This window comes from Klebsiella quasivariicola (assembly GCF_002269255.1).
GTDB lineage: Bacteria > Pseudomonadota > Gammaproteobacteria > Enterobacterales > Enterobacteriaceae > Klebsiella > Klebsiella quasivariicola.
The window spans coordinates 582,262-596,263 of sequence record NZ_CP022823.1 but is presented as its reverse complement, the minus strand read 5'-3'; the positions used below and the strand labels follow the sequence as shown (position 1 = coordinate 596,263).

At 58.0% G+C, this 14,002-nt stretch carries 17 protein-coding genes; 10 read left to right on the top strand and 7 right to left on the bottom strand.

What is annotated here, in order from left to right; genetic code table 11:
• Window positions 1–33: 33 nt before the first annotated feature.
• Together gatD and B8P98_RS03025 are read left to right on the top strand one after the other, a co-directional pair.
• On the top strand, window positions 34–1,077 hold the full coding sequence (gatD, locus tag B8P98_RS03030) for a galactitol-1-phosphate 5-dehydrogenase (RefSeq protein ID WP_025712515.1): 1,044 nt from the start codon (window positions 34–36) through the stop codon (window positions 1,075–1,077).
• A gap of 110 nt (window positions 1,078–1,187) precedes the next feature.
• Window positions 1,188–1,961, top strand: a complete 774-nt coding sequence (locus tag B8P98_RS03025) for a DeoR/GlpR family DNA-binding transcription regulator (protein ID WP_004206153.1) — start codon at window positions 1,188–1,190, stop codon at window positions 1,959–1,961.
• 34 nt (window positions 1,962–1,995) lie between these two features.
• Here B8P98_RS03025 and B8P98_RS03020 read toward each other — a convergent pair whose 3' ends face one another.
• On the bottom strand, window positions 1,996–2,898 hold the full coding sequence (locus tag B8P98_RS03020) for a Fic family protein (protein WP_167382686.1): 903 nt from the start codon (window positions 2,896–2,898) through the stop codon (window positions 1,996–1,998).
• Window positions 2,899–3,012: 114 nt separating this feature from the next.
• The gene (gene rsmI / locus B8P98_RS03015; protein WP_004144878.1) at window positions 3,013–3,876 is read right to left on the bottom strand and encodes a 16S rRNA (cytidine(1402)-2'-O)-methyltransferase; all 864 of its coding nucleotides are present in this window, start codon (window positions 3,874–3,876) and stop codon (window positions 3,013–3,015) included.
• Between the two features lie 63 nt (window positions 3,877–3,939).
• On the opposite strand from rsmI, the gene B8P98_RS03010 reads away from it, so the two are divergent.
• From B8P98_RS03010 to dolP, 4 genes are read left to right on the top strand one after another with little or no spacing between them, the layout of a single operon-like run.
• Complete coding sequence (locus tag B8P98_RS03010) at window positions 3,940–6,048, top strand: penicillin-binding protein activator (protein ID WP_095032697.1); 2,109 nt, start codon at window positions 3,940–3,942, stop codon at window positions 6,046–6,048.
• On the top strand, window positions 6,006–6,392 hold the full coding sequence (locus B8P98_RS03005) for a YraN family protein (protein ID WP_008806614.1): 387 nt from the start codon (window positions 6,006–6,008) through the stop codon (window positions 6,390–6,392). The genes B8P98_RS03010 and B8P98_RS03005 overlap by 43 nt, the downstream gene beginning before the upstream one ends.
• Window positions 6,393–6,417: 25 nt before the next feature.
• Window positions 6,418–7,008 carry a DnaA initiator-associating protein DiaA gene (gene diaA / locus B8P98_RS03000; RefSeq protein WP_002918211.1) on the top strand — a complete coding sequence of 197 codons (591 nt, stop codon included), beginning with the start codon at window positions 6,418–6,420 and terminating at the stop codon, window positions 7,006–7,008.
• Between the two features lie 9 nt (window positions 7,009–7,017).
• On the top strand, window positions 7,018–7,593 hold the full coding sequence (gene dolP / locus B8P98_RS02995; protein ID WP_002918214.1) for a division/outer membrane stress-associated lipid-binding lipoprotein: 576 nt from the start codon (window positions 7,018–7,020) through the stop codon (window positions 7,591–7,593).
• Between the two features lie 114 nt (window positions 7,594–7,707).
• Here dolP and B8P98_RS02990 read toward each other — a convergent pair whose 3' ends face one another.
• Complete coding sequence (locus B8P98_RS02990; protein WP_095032696.1) at window positions 7,708–8,745, bottom strand: permease; 1,038 nt, start codon at window positions 8,743–8,745, stop codon at window positions 7,708–7,710.
• Window positions 8,746–8,820: 75 nt separating this feature from the next.
• Complete coding sequence (locus B8P98_RS02985) at window positions 8,821–9,468, bottom strand: NAD(P)H-binding protein (RefSeq protein ID WP_025712520.1); 648 nt, start codon at window positions 9,466–9,468, stop codon at window positions 8,821–8,823.
• Window positions 9,469–9,596: 128 nt separating this feature from the next.
• Here B8P98_RS02985 and B8P98_RS02980 point away from each other — a divergent pair, with 128 nt between their 5' ends.
• Entirely contained in the window at window positions 9,597–10,133 is a 537-nt protein-coding gene (locus B8P98_RS02980; RefSeq protein WP_008806618.1) for a type 1 glutamine amidotransferase domain-containing protein, read from the top strand.
• On the opposite strand, the gene B8P98_RS02975 is transcribed toward B8P98_RS02980, so the two are convergent.
• Window positions 10,095–10,538 (bottom strand): YhbP family protein, encoded by a 444-nt coding sequence (locus B8P98_RS02975; protein WP_025712521.1) that lies wholly within the window; start codon window positions 10,536–10,538, stop codon window positions 10,095–10,097. The genes B8P98_RS02980 and B8P98_RS02975 overlap by 39 nt on opposite strands.
• A 48-nt stretch (window positions 10,539–10,586) precedes the next feature.
• On the opposite strand from B8P98_RS02975, the gene B8P98_RS02970 reads away from it, so the two are divergent.
• Window positions 10,587–10,877 carry a GIY-YIG nuclease family protein gene (locus B8P98_RS02970; protein WP_025712522.1) on the top strand — a complete coding sequence of 97 codons (291 nt, stop codon included), beginning with the start codon at window positions 10,587–10,589 and terminating at the stop codon, window positions 10,875–10,877.
• Here B8P98_RS02970 and B8P98_RS02965 read toward each other — a convergent pair.
• Window positions 10,864–11,367, bottom strand: a complete 504-nt coding sequence (locus B8P98_RS02965) for a GNAT family N-acetyltransferase (protein WP_025712523.1) — start codon at window positions 11,365–11,367, stop codon at window positions 10,864–10,866. The genes B8P98_RS02970 and B8P98_RS02965 overlap by 14 nt on opposite strands.
• Window positions 11,361–11,885 carry a ubiquinone anaerobic biosynthesis accessory factor UbiT gene (ubiT, locus tag B8P98_RS02960; protein WP_008806622.1) on the bottom strand — a complete coding sequence of 175 codons (525 nt, stop codon included), beginning with the start codon at window positions 11,883–11,885 and terminating at the stop codon, window positions 11,361–11,363. The genes B8P98_RS02965 and ubiT overlap by 7 nt, the downstream gene beginning before the upstream one ends.
• 221 nt (window positions 11,886–12,106) lie before the next feature.
• Between ubiT and ubiU the strand changes: the two genes are divergently transcribed.
• Together ubiU and B8P98_RS02950 are read left to right on the top strand one after the other, a co-directional pair.
• A complete protein-coding gene (gene ubiU / locus B8P98_RS02955) occupies window positions 12,107–13,102 on the top strand; it encodes a ubiquinone anaerobic biosynthesis protein UbiU (RefSeq protein ID WP_025712524.1) in 996 nt (331 codons plus the stop codon).
• A 5-nt stretch (window positions 13,103–13,107) separates the two neighbouring features.
• A complete protein-coding gene (locus B8P98_RS02950; protein ID WP_025712525.1) occupies window positions 13,108–13,986 on the top strand; it encodes a U32 family peptidase in 879 nt (292 codons plus the stop codon).
• Window positions 13,987–14,002 lie beyond the last annotated feature (16 nt).

Genomic DNA, 14,002 nt, shown 5'->3' with positions numbered 1-14,002 from the left:
TCGCTCCCCTGAATCTTATAGCTGGAGAATGTTATGAAATCAGTGGTAATCCATGCTGAGGGGAACGTCTGCGTTGAAGAACGCCCTATCCCTACGCTGCAAACGGAAAACGATGTCCTGGTCAAAGTGGTCAGTTCCGGTTTATGCGGCTCCGACATCCCGCGCATTTTCGCCAAAGGCGCGCATTACTACCCTATTACGCTGGGACACGAATTCAGCGGCTATGTGGAATCCTACGGCGCGGCGGTAACCGACCTGCAGCCCGGCGATGCCGTCGCCTGCGTGCCGCTGCTGCCCTGCTTCCAGTGCCCGCAGTGCCAGCGCGAGTATTTCTCTTTATGTAAACAGTATCAGTTCGTCGGCTCACGCAGCGAAGGCGGCAACGCCGAATATGTGGTGGTAAAGCGTGCCAACCTGTTCCGCCTGCCGGACCAGATGCCAATTGATGACGGCGCGTTTATCGAACCGATAACCGTTGGCCTGCACGCTTTCCATCTGGCGCAGGGCTGCGAAGGTAAAAACGTGATTATTATCGGTGCCGGCACCATTGGCCTGCTGGCGCTGCAGTGCGCCCGGGAACTGGGCGCCAACAGCGTCACGGCGATCGATATCAATCCGCAGAAACTGGAACTGGCCAAAACCCTTGGCGCAACCCGTGTGTTCAACAGCCGCGAGATGAACGGCCAGGCGATTCAGCAGGCGCTGGAAGCCATTCAGTTCGACCAGTTAGTCCTCGAGACCGCCGGTACGCCGCAGACCGTCGCATTAGCGATTGAAGCCGCCGGGCCGCGGGCGCAGCTGGCGCTGGTCGGCACGCTCCATCACGATTTAACCCTCCCGGCCGCCACCTTCGGGCAGATCCTGCGCAAGGAGTTGAATATTGTCGGTAGCTGGATGAACTATTCTGGCCCGTGGCCAGGAGAAGAGTGGCAAACGGCCACCCGCCTGCTGACAGAAAAACGCCTGCAGCTGGCGCCGCTGATCGCCCACCGCGGTGACGCGGAGAGCTTTGCGCGTGAAGTGCAGGCGCTCAACGGCGCGCCGATGCAGGGCAAAATCCTGCTCAAACTCTCCTGACCGCCCGAGCCAGCCCTCGGCGCTGGCTCATCAAACCTTTCGAAAATTATCGTTCAACTTTCGTTACCCTTCGATTACACTGAGATGAGTTAATTATCAGGCAAATCAAGATGAACTCATTTGAACGAAGGAACAAAATCGTCGATATGGTGAATACGCAGGGCAGCGTATTGGTTCTAGACCTTTCGAATCTCTTTGGCATCTCTGAGGTAACGATTCGCGCCGATCTCCGCTTACTGGAAGAGAAAGGGCTGTTAACCCGTTTTCACGGCGGCGCCGCCCGTGCGGGCAGCGACCTGACCGACGCCGAAAATCAGGAAGTGGTACTGGAAGATCGTTATCAGCTTGCCAGCGATCCCAAAAAGCGCATCGCCCAGGCCGCCGCGGCAATGATCCGTGAAGGTATGACGGTGATCCTCGATAGCGGCAGCACAACCCTGCTGATTGCCGAGGCGCTGGTGCGGATGACCAATATCACCGTGATCACCAACAGCCTGCCCGCCGCGTTTACCCTGGCGGAAAATAAAGACATCACCCTGGTGGTATGCGGCGGTACCGTGCGGCACAAAACGCATTCGATGCACGGCACAATTGCCGAACGTTCGCTGCAGGGAATTTGCGCCGATTTGATGTTTGTCGGCGCCGACGGTATCGACGCCACCAACGGTATCACCACCTTTAACGAAGGTTACTCCATCAGCAGCGTGATGGCCGCCGCCGCGCATCAGGTGATCGCCGTGCTCGACGCCAGCAAATTCAATCGCCGGGGCTTTAACCAGGTACTGCCGATGGAAAAAATAGACTGCGTGATCACCGACGACGGCATTAGCGAAAATGACCGTGCAGCGTTAAGCAGCAAAAAGGTGGAACTGAAGATAGTGTGATTGCACGCTGAGTGGAACATCATAGCGGCTGGTTCTACTTAACCAGCCAGCTTCCACCTTTTTTAGCGCCTATGCGAATCAATCTCCCTTTCGCTTGTAGCCCTTGCAGATAGCGCTCAACCGTACGTGCTGATATCCCGATGTTTTCAGCCAGTGCTCTCGCCGTCAAATCCGGAGCTGCGGTTAGCAAATGTAGAATTGTGGTTTCCAGCTCAGTTAATTTCGCGTCGATTTCTTCCGACATTTCTTCCGACATTTCTTCCGACATTTCTTCCGACACAACGAATGAAGTCTCCAGACCTTCTTTCAGCGCCGCCAGGATATTTTGCAACATCCAGGTCACGAATAGCGTGCAATCACTGGTTTTGTCACAAACACCTAAAATGTCGTAATAGCGTTCTTGCTGATGGTGGATCAGCGTTTCAACCGGCAGCCAGGCCAATTCCTGACGCCACTGGCTTAGAATCAATGTCTGCCATAAACGCCCCATTCGACCATTGCCATCAGCGAAAGGGTGAATGAACTCAAACTCATAGTGGAAAACTGAACTGGCAATCAAAGGATGAAGCTCGGTGTGTTCCAGCCAGTTGAGTAAATCAGCGATCAATCTTGGGACCAGTGCAGCAGGCGGAGCCATATGTACCACCTGCGTACCACGGTAAATACCCACGTTACCGCCACGTAAAACGCCAGGACTATCCACCAACCCTACCATCAGCGTTTTGTGTGCCGCCAGAAGGTCGCTTATATTTGCCGCATGCCATCCGGGCATTAATTCATAAGCACGAATGGCATTTCTCACTTCCTGAATATCCTTAGCCGGCGCCAGAACCCGCTTGCCTTCCAGCAGCGCCGTTACCTGTTCCATGCTCAGGCTATTATGTTCAATTGCGAGTGACGCCTGAATAGTACGAATGCGGTTTTCTTTACGCAGCAACGGCGATGTTTGTCCACGTTTCGCCGACCAATGCCCAAGCAATTCCCCAATCTCAACGACAAGGTTGAGAACCGTGGGTGTGATGCTAAACGGCGGTTGGTAACGGCTCATCGCTTACTCCCCCTGCTGCTCCAGGGCATACTTATACAACGCATTTTTCTTCACGCCGTGGATTTCCGCGGCCAGCGCGGCGGCTTTCTTCAGCGGCAGCTCCGCCTGCAGCAGCGCCAGGGTCCGCAGCGCGGCTGCCGGCAGCGCCTCTTCCTGGGCCTTAAAGCCTTCGACGATCAGCACCATCTCGCCTTTGCGACGGTTTTCGTCTTCCTTCACCCACGCCACCAGCTCGCCGATCGGCGCGCCATGGATAGACTCCCAGGTTTTGGTCAGCTCGCGTGCCAGCACCACGTAGCGGGATTCTCCCAGTACCGCGCAGATATCTTCCAGACTCTCCACCAGGCGATGGGTCGATTCATAGAAGATAAGGGTGCGCGGCTCTTCTTCCAGCGCTTTCAGGGTATCGCGGCGGCCTTTTGATTTCGCCGGCAGGAAGCCTTCATAACAGAAACGGTCGGAAGGCAGGCCAGCGGCGCTCAGGGCGGCGATGGCCGCGCAAGGGCCCGGCAGCGGTACCACGCGAATATTCGCTTCGCGGCAGGTGCGCACCAGATGATAGCCTGGGTCGTTAATCAGCGGTGTGCCCGCATCGGAGACCAGCGCGATGTTTTGCCCTTCTTTCAGTTTAGCGAGAAGTGTTTCAGCCTTTTGCTGCTCGTTATGGTCGTGAAGCGCAAATAAGCGGGCGTTAATCGCAAAATGTTGCAGCAGCAAACCGGTATGACGGGTATCTTCCGCTGCAATTAAATCAACGGCTTGCAGCACTTCCAGCGCACGCTGCGTGATATCAGACAGATTTCCTATCGGAGTGGGCACAATATAGAGCTGCCCCTGAGAATTATCCGCTGATTCGTGTTGTTTCATTGTCTCGTCCGTATTGCCGATTTAATATTGAGCATTGAGCCAAAAAAATATCACTGGACACTTATGGTACCGTCAACATTTCTTCGTTCTAAGCCCGCGCGCTGTCTGCCCGTATTGCTGGCGACGCTTCTTTTTGCTGGCTGCGGCACCCACACGCAGGATCAAAGCACGGCGTTTATGCAGGGTACATCGCAGGCCAACTCCAGTTTCTACTTGCAGCAGATGCAGCAAAGCACGAATGATAGCAAGACCAACTGGCAATTACTCGCCATTCGTGCACTGCTGCAGGAAGGCAAGAAACAGCAGGCCATCGACCTGTTTAACCAGCTGCCGTCGAACCTGAACAGCACCCAGGCCCGTGAACAGGCGCTGCTGGCGGTGGAAGTGAAGCTGGCGCAAAACGATTTTCAGGGCGCCCGGACTCTGCTGTCTAAACTCGACCCGGCAAGCATGGAGCCGCCACAGCAGGCGCGCTACTGGCAGGCGCAAATCGATGCCAGCCAGGGCAAACCGTCGGTTAGCCTGCTGCGCGCATTAATCGCCCAGCAGCCGCTGCTGAGCGATGCCAAACAGCGCCAGAAAAATATCGACGCGACCTGGCAAGCGCTGACGACAATGACCCAGGATCAGGCCAATGCTTTGGTGATCAATGCCGATGAAAATACCCTTCAGGGCTGGCTGGATCTGCAGCGGATGTGGTTTGACAACCGCAACGATCCGACCCTGCTGAAAGCGGGCGTTAAAGACTGGCAGACGCGCTATCCGCAAAACCCGGGCGCAAAAATGCTGCCGACGGCGCTGGTGAACATGCAAAACTATAAGCCCGCGTCCACCAACAAGATTGCGCTTTTCCTGCCGCTGAACGGCCAGGCGTCGATTTTCGGCCGTACTATCCAGCAGGGCTTCGAAGCCGCCAAAAATGGCGCGCCGTCGGTGACGGGCAGCGCGGTTCCCGCCCAGGTCGCCCAGGCGGCGAATGTCTCCGGTAATGATGATGTGGTGAGTCCGTCGCAGGCAGAAATCAGCGATCTTACCGCCACCGGAAGCCGCGCTGAACCGGTGCAGGCCCCGACACAAGACCAGGCGGCGCCTGCCGCGGAACCGGCAGCCCAGGCGCCGGCAGCATCCGCCACGCCGCAGACCACCGCTTCCCCGGTTACCCAGCCGGTCACCGCCCCGACCGCACAGCCTCAGCCCGTGGTGGCCACCGCCGCCAACCCCTCTGCGGAACTGAAAATTTACGATACCACCAGCCAGCCGATAAGCCAGCTACTCGCCCAGGCACAGCAGGACGGCGCCACCCTGGTCGTCGGGCCATTGCTGAAAGAGAACGTCGAAGAGGTTATCAAGAGCAACACGCCGCTCAACGTGCTGGCCCTCAACCAGCCGGAGAAAGTCGAGAGCCGCGCTAACCTCTGCTATTTCGCGCTTTCTCCGGAAGACGAAGCGCGTGACGCTGCCCGACATATCCACCAACAGGGCAAACAGACGCCGCTGCTACTGGTTCCGCGCGGCGCGCTGGGCGATCGTGTGGTTAGCGCCTTCGCCGACGAGTGGCTGAAGCTGGGCGGCGCCAGCGTCCTGCAGCAGCGTTTTGGATCCACGGCCGAGCTGCGCGCCGGCGTCAACGGCGGAGGGGGCATTGCGCTGACCGGCACCCCGGTCTCCACCCTGCCTTCGGCCCAGAACAGTTCCCTCGGCAGTGCGGATGAGATGCCGGTGAGCAGCGGCGGCAGCGTGGACGCCGCCTATATCCTCGCCACCCCGGAACAGATTGCCTATATCAAACCCATGATCGCCATGCGCAACGGCAGTCAAAACAATGTCACCCTGTACGCCAGCTCGCGCAGCGCCCAGGGCACCGCAGGGCCGGATTTCCGTCTGGAGATGGAAGGGCTGCAGTATAGTGAGATCCCGATGCTGGCCGGCAGCAACCCGGCGCTGATGCAGCAGGCGCTGTCCGCTGTACGTAATGACTACTCGCTGGCGCGCCTGTATGCCATGGGAGCTGACGCCTGGTCACTGGCGAACCACTTCACGCAAATGCGCCAAACGCCGGGCTTCGAGCTGAACGGCAATACCGGCGATCTGACGGCCACCCAGGACTGCGTGATTAACAGGAAACTGTCATGGCTCAAGTACCAGCAGGGAAAAATCGTTCCGGCCAGCTAAGCAAACAGACTGGCGATGCCTGGGAAAACCAGGCTCGCCGCTGGCTGGAAGGCCAGGGCCTGCGTTTTATCGCCGCTAATGCCCGCGAGCGTGGCGGCGAAATTGATCTCATCATGCGCGACGGCGCCGTCACCGTTTTTGTCGAGGTGCGCTACCGCCGTAGCGCCCGGTACGGTGACGCGGCGGCCAGCGTCACCCCGCAAAAACAACAACGACTGCTTAAAGCCGCCCGTTTGTGGCTCTGCCGACAGAATGGGAGCTTTGAGACTGTGGATTGCCGTTTCGATGTGGTAGCCTTCACCGGAAACGACATCCAATGGCTAAAAAACGCCTTTGGCGAATAGCGTAATACCAGAAGTAAGGGATCCCGTGCTCGACAGAATCAAAGCCTGCTTTACCGAAAGCATTCAAACCCAAATTGCCGCAGCGGAAGCCCTCCCGGACGCCATCTCCCGGGCGGCGATGACGCTTGTACAGTCCCTGCTCAACGGCAACAAAATCCTCTGTTGTGGTAATGGCACCTCCGCCGCCAACGCACAGCATTTTGCTGCCAGCATGATTAATCGTTTTGAAACGGAACGCCCTGGTTTACCTGCCATTGCACTAAATACCGATAATGTGGTCTTAACTGCCATCGCTAACGATCGCCTGCATGACGAGATCTACGCCAAGCAGGTGCGCGCCCTGGGACACGCCGGCGATGTGCTGTTGGCGATCTCCACACGCGGTAACAGCCGGGATATTGTCAAAGCGGTGGAAGCCGCTGTGACCCGCGACATGACCATCGTCGCGTTAACCGGCTATGACGGCGGTGAGCTGGCTGGCCTCTTAGGTCAGCAGGATGTCGAAATCCGCATCCCCTCGCATCGCAGCGCGCGTATTCAGGAGATGCATATGCTGACCGTCAACTGTCTGTGCGATTTGATAGATAACACCCTTTTTCCACACCAGGACGATTAAGGAGAACACATGAAGGCTCTCTCGCCCCTCGCCATCCTGCTTTCTGCACTACTGCTGCAGGGCTGCGTTGCCGCCGCGGTAGTCGGAACGGCAGCAGTCGGCACCAAAGCCGCAACGGACCCGCGTACGGTGGGAACCCAGGTCGATGACAGCACCCTGGAACTGCGCGTCAATAGCGCCTTGTCGAAAGATGAACAGATTAAAAAACAGGCCCGCATCAACGTTACCGCTTATCAGGGCAAAGTCCTGCTAACCGGTCAGTCGCCGACGCCGGATCTCTCTGCCCGCGCCAAGCAAATCGCTATGGGTGTGGAAGGGACCACGGAAGTGTTTAATGAAGTGCGTCAGGGCCAGCCGATTGGTTTAGGGACCGCCTCGTCTGATACCTGGATCACCACCAAGGTGCGTTCGCAGCTCCTGAGCACCGATCAGGTCAAATCGTCGAATGTGAAGGTCACCACGGAAAACAGCGAAGTCTTCCTGATGGGACTGGTAACCGATCGTGAAGGCCGGGCGGCCGCCGATATTGCCAGCCGGGTGAGCGGCGTGTCCCGGGTGACCACCGCCTTTACCTACATCAAATAAACCTGCAGTCTCCCGGCTGGCGCTGCGCGTAGCCGGGCTAGCATTCCCTGTCCGTTGGAAGCCGGGTAAGGCGTCGCCGCCATCCAATCCGGCTATCCATACGTTTACGCCGAACTATATCAGCGCCAGCGCGCCAACGATCGCTCCACACAGCGCCACCAGTCCGCCCGTCAGCCACAGCGCTTTGGCCGGGAAGGCTTTACGCAGCATAATCAGCGACGGCACGCTCACGGCCGGCAGAGTGATGAGCAGCGCCAGCGCCGGCGCCATTCCCATTCCCGCCAGCATCATCGTTTGCACAATTGGAATTTCCGCCGCGGTGGGGATCACAAACAGGCAGCCGGCTATCGCCATCGCAATGACCCAGAACAACGTATTATCCACCACGCCATCGGCGTGCGGGAACAACCAGACGCGCGCCGCTCCCAGCGCCAGTACCGCGAGGATATAAACCGGGATCGTGTTCCAGAACAGCGTCCACAGCGCCCGCAGCCAGCGACTCAAGAAGCCGCCCTGGGCCGCGTCCGGCTGTGCATCAGGCACCACAGCCGGCTGCGTCGCCGCCTCTGTTACCCATTTCTGCACCAGGGTCGCCACAATCAATACCGTCGCCAGGCCCGCCACCAGACGAATCAGCGCAAACTGCCAGCCCAGAACAAAACCCATAAACACCAGTGTCGCCGGGTTGAGCAGCGGGTTGCCCATCCAGAACGCCAGCGCTCCGCCCATCGACACCTGCTGTTTGCGCATCCCGGCCGCAACCGGGGCAGCGCAACAGGTACACATCATGCCCGGCAGCGAGAAAATCGTCCCCAGCAGCGTCCCCTGAAACCGCGATTGCCCAAGCGTACGCAGCAGCCAGTCGCGGGGTATCACCTGGATCAACGACCCGAGCAGCACGCCGAGCACCGCCGCTTTCCAGACGGCAAGGAAATAAACTATCGCGTAGTCCCACGCCGCCTTCAGCGGGTTAGCGTCGGCCTGGGCGAGAATGGATTTACCGATACTGTGGGTTTCCGCAGCGGTAAAGGCCTTCCCGTAGTAGGGTTGCCATTTGACGATCCACAGACCAACAATGACGACAAGAAAGAAAAGCGCGGGTTTCCACCATTGAAACGGTGACGCCGCCTGAGATGAAGACTGACCAGTCATAGCATTCCCCAGCAAGAAATGTGGATATGAATTGAAGCCGTGAATACTACGCCGGAAGCCTGCGTTTGCAAACCGCTATTCCGTCTGTCGCGCGGCGCGCGCCCGCAACTGGGATGAGGTGAGAATTTGCACCCCTTCGTGGGTGGGCGACAATGCCTCCGCCAGCAGGGCAATTGCCACATCGCGGGCCGCGATGGCTTTCCAGTTCCCCGGCAGGAGCCGAAAAAGCGGTGCGAGTAAGGTCTCATTGGTCCGTTTTTTTTCCCGCTCACCCGACAGCATCGACGGCCTGGCAATGGTCAGCCGCGGCCAGCCCTGATCGATCAGCGCCGCCTCCATTTCACCCTTCACCCGATTGTAGAAAAACGGCGAGTGGGCATTGGCGCCCATCGCACTGACCACCAGCATATGTTGCGCACCCAGCCGTTTGCCGGTCAGCGCGGTATCAACCACCAGCGTGTAATCGGCATGGACAAAAGCCTCTTTGCTCCCGGCCTCCCGGCGCGTTGTTCCCAGACAGCAGAAGACGATATCCACCGGGTCGACCACCTGCGCCAGGGCATCGGTCAGCTGGGGATCGTGAGGATTAAAGACACCTTCCGCTGGCGCCAGCGGGCGCCGCGTCGGCGCAGCAATGGTGCTGATGCTCGGCTCATTCTGCAGCAGCCGAAGTAAGTGACCACCAACTAACCCGGTCGCGCCGGTCAATAATACCTGACTCATTGATTCTCCTTTACAGAATTCTCCGCCTTGCACTTTCGGGCTCATGTTCCAGGCTTAATACCTTACAAGGTAAGTATCCACCATCATCATGGAATTACCTCATTGACCATCCAGATAGCGGAGGAAGCATGAGTAAAAAGATAGCCGTGCTCATTACCGATGACTTTGAAGATTCTGAATTTACCTCTCCCGCCGACGCCTTCAAGCTCGCCGGGCATCAGGTTGTGACGATCGAAAAGCAGGCTGGCAAGACGGTGAAAGGTAAACAGGGAGAAGCAGAGGTGGCTATCGATCGGGCCATCGATGACGTCACACCGGGTGAGTTTGATGCCTTGTTGCTGCCCGGGGGCTATTCCCCTGACCAGCTGCGCGGGGATGAACGCTTCGTCACCTTTACCCGCGATTTTGTCAACGGCGGTAAGCCGGTGTTTGCCATCTGCCACGGCCCGCAGCTGCTGATCAGCGCCGATGTGATCCGCGGGCGTAAGCTCACCGCGGTGAAACCGATTGTGGTGGATGTGAAAAACGCCGGGGGCGAGTTTTACGACCAGGAGGTGGTGGTCGATAACGAACAGCTGGTCACCAGCAGAACGCCGGACGATCTGCCGGCCTTTAATCGTGAAGCGTTACGCCTGCTCGGCGCTGGCATCACGCCGCCAGTGTAATTTTTTCCCAAAGCCCAGCGTGTTGTCGGTGAACTTTATTTCGTCCGGACGAATTTCCCATACCGGTGCCGACAGCATGCGGGCCACCGGAAAGCGTCTGACGTAGCGCTGGCGCATCCGTGCCTCTTCGTCGCCGCTCAGCCGACGGATCTCGCCTTTGAACTGCACGCCGCGGATCAGGGCCACGGTTTTTGGCTGGCCGTTGACCGTGCCGGCCACTTTCGCCCGCTCACCGGTCATCTGACCGTGGCGCGTATGTTCATCGCTGAGCAGATAGAAGGCCACCGTCTCGGGGTCATAAACGTAAAAAGCATTGGCACACCACAGCTCGTCGTCGCGCGAAACGCACCAGGTGACGACATGCTGTTTATTCAGCCAGCGACCAATGGCAGCAAGCGTATCCATTTTCTTCTCCATTATGCTATGGTGCACACACCTTACCATACCGACTTTGTGACCGTGTGCTGGTTTCTGTATCTCATTCGAACCGCGGATAATCGCCTCTATACCGGCATCACGACCGATGTGCCGCGCCGCTTTCGCCAGCATCAGACGGGGAAAGGCGCGAAGGCGTTGCGTGGCAAAGGCGACCTACAGCTGGCCTTTAGCCATGAGGTTGGTGAACACTCACTTGCTTTGCGACTGGAATATCGTGTTAAGCAGCTAACGAAGCGCGATAAAGAGCGCCTCGTTGCCGGAGAGGGTACCTTCGAAATCCTGCTGGCAAGGCTCAAAGACGATTAAAGTGATCGCTATATTCCACCTGACCGTGTACCCCGTTAAGGGCGTCATCCGCCAGACGGTGAACCTGAAACGCTTCTGCGCTATCCGGCCAGCGGCAGCGTAGATCGAAGCGTGCTGCCGGTTCAAAGCCGAAGCGACGGTACAATTCCGGATCGCCCAGCGTCACCACCGCGGCATAGCCAAACTCATTTAGCGAATCCAGCCCTTCATAGACCAGCTGCCGGCCAATGCCCTGCCCACGGTATTGTTCATCCACCGCCAGCGGCGCCAGGCCAACCCACTGCAGCTCTTCACCTTCCACCGCCACCGGGCTAAAAGCAACGTAGCCGATCACCTGGCCTTCATCATCCGTCGCCACCACCCCCAGCGTGATCAGTCCATCTTCACGCAGATCGTGCACCAGCTGCGCTTCGGCATCGCGGCCGAAGGTACGACGCAGCAGTGCGTCGATTCCCGGTGCATCAATCCCAATCTCCACTCGAATCAGCATGCCTCACCTACCGATGTCTGTTCAGGTTTCTGCGGGCTCTTCAGTCCAGCTTCGACAAAATCCGCCAGTTGCAGCAACATCACGCGCAGCGCTTTTGGCATCTGCTCGAGCTCAATGGCGTCCATCAAATTTTTTACATACAGCCCCAGCTCCGTATCGCCTTCGATCACCAGACGACGCTGGAAGAATAGCGTATCCGGATCCTGCTTGCGCGCGGCAATCATTAACAGATCGCTGGCGTCGGCGCTGAAGCTGACGTCGGCGTCGGCCTGCTGGCTGACCACCAGGCGCCCATCGACTACCGAGGTATACCACAGCAGACCGATGTCACGCACATGAATACTTAACCAGCGCCCCTCGAGAAACTCCAGCTCGCCTTCTGCCAGCGCCTGACGGAACTGCCAGCTTAGCACTTGCTCCAGCACCTGGCGCTTGAGGGCAAAAGGCGCCAGCTTAACCGGCACGCTCAGTAAAGACGGGCCAAAGTGGACCAGCCGGGAACGCAGTTTATCCAACACAAGCTTTACTCCATGAATGCAATTGTTCCGCTATTGTGCCATATCACATAAACAACATAGCGGCGTAAATCAACAAAAACGCGATGACGGCCGTCAGTTATTGGCGCCGCCAATACACTTTTAACTGCCTCAAATCAAAAATTGTCACCAGAAGGTTAACTAAAATCCCTGCTCGTTAACCAATCAGCGTCCCTGACGGGCCGCATTTTTCAGGAAAAATTATGGAGCTGCTCTGCCCAGCCGGTAACCTTCCGGCGCTTAAGGCGGCCATCGAAAACGGCGCCGATGCCGTCTATATCGGGCTGAAAGATGACACCAACGCCCGCCACTTTGCCGGCCTTAATTTCACCGAAAAGAAACTGCAGGAAGCCGTCAACTTTGTGCATCAGCACCGTCGTAAACTGCATATCGCGATCAACACCTTTGCCCACCCGGACGGCTACGCTCGCTGGCAACGCGCGGTGGATATGGCCGCCCAGCTGGGCGCCGATGCGCTGATCCTGGCCGATATCGCCATGCTGGAGTACGCCGCGGAACGCTATCCACATATTGAGCGTCACGTTTCGGTGCAGGCTTCCGCCACCAATGAAGAAGCGATTCGCTTCTACCACCGCAACTTCGACGTCGCGCGCGTTGTGCTGCCGCGCGTCCTGTCTATTCATCAGGTGAAACAGTTAGCCCGCGCCACGCCGGTACCGCTGGAAGTCTTCGCCTTCGGCAGCCTGTGCATCATGGCGGAAGGCCGCTGCTATCTCTCTTCCTACCTGACCGGGGAGTCGCCGAATACCGTTGGCGCCTGTTCGCCTGCCCGCTTCGTGCGCTGGCAGCAAACGCCGCAGGGGCTGGAGTCGCGCCTCAACGAAGTGCTGATCGATCGCTATCAGGATGGTGAGAACGCCGGATATCCGACGCTGTGTAAAGGCCGCTACCTGGTCGACGGCGAGCGCTATCATGCGCTGGAAGAGCCCACCAGCCTCAACACCCTCGAGCTGTTGCCGGAGCTGATGGCCGCCAATATCGCCTCGGTGAAAATCGAAGGACGCCAGCGCAGCCCGGCATATGTTACCCAGGTGGCAAAAGTCTGGCGTCAGGCAATCGATCGCTGCAAAGCCGATCCGCAGAATTTCGTGCCGCAATCCGCATGGATGGACACCCTCGGCTCCATGTCTGAAGGGACACAAACCACCCTTGGCGCCTACCACCGTAAATGGCAGTGAGAAACATGAAATATTCATTAGGGCCGGTGCTGTACTACTGGCCAAAAGAGACGCTGGAAGATTTTTACCAGCAGGCGGCAAACAGTAGCGCCGACACCATTTATCTCGGCGAAGCCGTGTGCAGCAAACGCCGCGCCACCAAAGTTGGCGACTGGATCGAGATGGCAAAAGCGCTGGCCGGTAGCGGCAAGCAGGTCGTGCTGTCTACCCTCGCGCTGGTGCAGGCCTCCTCTGAGCTGGGCGAGCTGAAGCGCTATGTCGAGAATGGCGAGTTTCTGATCGAGGCCAGCGATTTGGGGGTAGTGAACCTCTGCGCCGAACGCAAGCTGCCGTTCGTCGCTGGTCATGCGCTAAACTGCTACAACGCCGTCACCCTGCGCCTGCTGCTAAAACAGGGGATGGTACGCTGGTGCATGCCGGTGGAGCTTTCCCGCGACTGGCTGGCAAATTTACTGACCCAGTGCGAAGAGCTGGGCATTCGCAACCAGTTTGAAGTCGAAGTACTGAGCTACGGCCATCTGCCGCTGGCCTATTCCGCGCGCTGCTTTACCGCCCGCTCGGAAGACCGGCCAAAGGATGAATGCGAAACCTGCTGCATCAAGTACCCGACCGGGCGCAGCATGCTGTCGCAGGAGAACCAGCAGGTCTTCGTGCTCAACGGTATCCAGACCATGAGCGGCTACGTCTATAACCTGGGCAATGAGCTGACGTCCATGCATGGTCTGGTGGATATGGTGCGCCTGTCGCCGATGGGCAATGAGACCTTCGCTATGCTCGAGGCCTTCCGCGCCAACGAAAACGGTGCTGCGCCGCTGGATCTTACCAGCAATAGTGATTGCAACGGCTACTGGAAACGGCTGCCCGGGCTGGCGCTGCAGCCCTGATAAACCGCTCACTTTG

Bases quoted from the DNA above. Each gene is read 5' to 3' on its own strand.
- gatD (WP_025712515.1), top strand. From the start codon at position 34: ATGAAATCAGTGGTAATCCATGCTGAGGGGAACGTCTGCGTTGAAGAA.
- B8P98_RS03025 (WP_004206153.1), top strand. From the start codon at position 1,188: ATGAACTCATTTGAACGAAGGAACAAAATCGTCGATATGGTGAATACG.
- rsmI (WP_004144878.1), bottom strand. From the start codon at position 3,876: ATGAAACAACACGAATCAGCGGATAATTCTCAGGGGCAGCTCTATATT.
- B8P98_RS03010 (WP_095032697.1), top strand. From the start codon at position 3,940: ATGGTACCGTCAACATTTCTTCGTTCTAAGCCCGCGCGCTGTCTGCCC.
- B8P98_RS03005 (WP_008806614.1), top strand. From the start codon at position 6,006: ATGGCTCAAGTACCAGCAGGGAAAAATCGTTCCGGCCAGCTAAGCAAA.
- dolP (WP_002918214.1), top strand. From the start codon at position 7,018: ATGAAGGCTCTCTCGCCCCTCGCCATCCTGCTTTCTGCACTACTGCTG.
- B8P98_RS02990 (WP_095032696.1), bottom strand. From the start codon at position 8,745: ATGACTGGTCAGTCTTCATCTCAGGCGGCGTCACCGTTTCAATGGTGG.
- B8P98_RS02985 (WP_025712520.1), bottom strand. From the start codon at position 9,468: ATGAGTCAGGTATTATTGACCGGCGCGACCGGGTTAGTTGGTGGTCAC.
- B8P98_RS02980 (WP_008806618.1), top strand. From the start codon at position 9,597: ATGAGTAAAAAGATAGCCGTGCTCATTACCGATGACTTTGAAGATTCT.
- B8P98_RS02975 (WP_025712521.1), bottom strand. From the start codon at position 10,538: ATGGATACGCTTGCTGCCATTGGTCGCTGGCTGAATAAACAGCATGTC.
- B8P98_RS02965 (WP_025712523.1), bottom strand. From the start codon at position 11,367: ATGCTGATTCGAGTGGAGATTGGGATTGATGCACCGGGAATCGACGCA.
- ubiU (WP_025712524.1), top strand. From the start codon at position 12,107: ATGGAGCTGCTCTGCCCAGCCGGTAACCTTCCGGCGCTTAAGGCGGCC.
- B8P98_RS02950 (WP_025712525.1), top strand. From the start codon at position 13,108: ATGAAATATTCATTAGGGCCGGTGCTGTACTACTGGCCAAAAGAGACG.